The 2,388-nt window shown below is 32.2% G+C and carries 2 protein-coding genes; both read left to right on the plus strand.

Translation table 11 applies throughout. The features are described from left to right. Positions 1-231 precede the first annotated feature (231 nt). Complete coding sequence (locus WMO23_RS11155) at positions 232-1,371, plus strand: O-antigen ligase family protein (protein WP_349174101.1); 1,140 nt, start codon at positions 232-234, stop codon at positions 1,369-1,371. Continuing rightward, positions 1,368-2,348 (plus strand): glycosyltransferase family 2 protein, encoded by a 981-nt coding sequence (locus tag WMO23_RS11160; protein WP_349174103.1) that lies wholly within the window; start codon positions 1,368-1,370, stop codon positions 2,346-2,348. Before WMO23_RS11155 ends, WMO23_RS11160 begins: the two co-directional genes overlap by 4 nt. Positions 2,349-2,388: the final 40 nt, after the last annotated feature.

The following is a 2,388-nucleotide window of genomic DNA, read 5'->3' on the forward strand; positions in this document are numbered from 1 at the left end:
CGACAGGATGTCTCAGCTTATGCAGCAATACGATGTTGCTTATTGAATCGATTTACACAAAACTCTTGACACACCCTATTGGATTGAACTTTTTGCAGAGCATGAAGAACTTTGTCAATACTATGGAAATGCTGGTCACGAGTATTATCGTTATCACTTGACTACCAAAAGCAAAATTGATACATTGGACGATATATTAAATAATATATAGAAACTTATAGGTGAATTATTATGGACAGGATGATAGCTCAGAAAAAAGCGACGCTACCCGGGAAAATAGCGGCTTTTCTTATACTTATTTCATTAAGTGAACTTGTTTTTAAAAGTGAACAATTTTTTTACCCGGTAATAGCAATAATGTTATTATGGTGTTACTTTCAAAAAAAATGGCCTATTATAAAGAATTACAGTGTTTTAATGATACTATATATGATTTATAGTTTATATTCTGGATTATGGACTCCAACAGTTGGAATCGAGAAATTTATATTGGTAAAAACGGCAGTAGTGTTTACGTTGATTCTACAATTACAATTTGATTATACTCAAAAAGATATTGAAATCTTAAAAAATGCGTTCATATTTCAACTGTTGGGATTAATTGTTGTAACAGCTATTTGGGGGCATATTGAAGCTGATGGAAGGCTTTGGATTGAAAGTGCAGCACCTGTTGATCCTAATTCATTAAGTTCTTGGTTAATTATTCCTGTCTGCATAGCCGTTGATCGATTCTTTACTTGTTCCCACAATGCATTGAAGCCGTTATATTTTAGCTTTATCTTTATTTGTATAATCTTGGCATTTTTATGTGGTTCACGAGCTGGAGTTGTCAGCATTATTTTTTGTGTTATTGTTTCATTTATTTATGCCATAAAGAATACAATAAAACATAATCCTGGTGTGGCCTTTAGTATTTTTATTATAGGAATTATTTTAATGGGATTAGCATTTTATAGTATGCCAGAGTCCGTTATTAGTAGGTTTGAATCTGGAAATACGGCTGAATTAGGGGGCAGATCTGTCCTTTGGAATGAGTTAATTAACGCAATGGAACTATATCCGGTTAATATTATTATTGGATTTGGAGAAAGGGCAACAGAAGTTTATAGTAGTAACCATGTCGCTCACAATCTTTTTTTTGAAGCACTTTTTTGTCAAGGAATAATTGGATTAACTTTATTGATTTTATTTATATTGCAAAGCTTCAGAAATGCTATTAAAAAAGATCCATATTTTGGAATTGCCTTAATTGGCATGATGATAATGTCAAATTCATTAAGCGAATTTACATCACGACCAGTAATGTTAAGCTTTTTTCTAGCTGGTTTTAGTTATTTGAATAAAAAACAAGGAGATAAAGTTAAAACATGATAGATCCCTTTATTAGTATTATTGTGCCTGTTTATAAAGTAGAAAAGTATCTTGATACCTGCGTAAAAAGTATTATTCAGCAAACATATAAAGATTTTGAATTAATTCTGGTTGATGATGGATCTCCAGATAATTGTCCTAATTTATGTAACAAATATGCAGAAAAATATGAAAATATACACGTTGTTCACAAAAAGAACGGTGGACTTTCAGATGCTCGGAATGCAGGCGTAAAAAAAGCAAGAGGAAAATATGTGACTTTTGTTGATAGTGATGACTATGTTCATCCATTATATCTAGAAATGTTAGTGAAAGGGATTCAAAAAACGAAAGCAGATTTTTCTGTAGTAGATCTCAAGGTTATTCATAAAGAGAGTTTTAAGCCTGATATAATTCACAAGGATTCAATAGAAATTAAGAGTTATACTGCAATAAATGCTCTAAGTATAATATTATATCAAAAGTTTCATGATGTATCAGCCTCTGGGATCCTTTTACCACGACATATGGCTGAATCTATTCCCTTTCCAAAGGGTAAACGGTTAGAAGATTTATTGACTACATATAAATTTTTCCTTGCAAGTAAGAATATCACTTTTGTTTATGCTCCTTTATATTACTATTTGCAAAGATCAGGGAGCATTATGAGAGACAGGGACAACAAAATGTTCCTTGATTGGATTGATGCTTCAAATCAACTAGTTGTTGGATGTGAAAAAAATCAAATAATTCAAAGAGCTGCAATTAATAAACGCTTTTGTAATTTGCGTTCCATAGTATTGCTGCTGAATAAGAATTTTAAAATTACATATCGAAAGGAATACAAAAATGTGTTGTATATTCTACAAAATGATCGGACCGAAATTTTGCAAGATCCTCGAGCTACGTGGCAAAATAAAATGGCCGCTCATGCTCTAACGTTTGGATTGCCAGGTCTAAGGGGTGTGTCAAGAGTTTTGTGTAAATCGATTCAATAAGCAACATCGTATTGCTGCATAAGCTGAGACATCCTGTCGT

Source organism: Megasphaera intestinihominis, from assembly GCF_040096415.1.
Classification (GTDB): domain Bacteria; phylum Bacillota; class Negativicutes; order Veillonellales; family Megasphaeraceae; genus Megasphaera; species Megasphaera intestinihominis.

Excerpts from the sequence above, each read along its gene's own strand:
- WMO23_RS11155 (WP_349174101.1), top strand. The coding sequence starts at position 232 with ATGGACAGGATGATAGCTCAGAAAAAAGCGACGCTACCCGGGAAAATA.
- WMO23_RS11160 (WP_349174103.1), top strand. The coding sequence starts at position 1,368 with ATGATAGATCCCTTTATTAGTATTATTGTGCCTGTTTATAAAGTAGAA.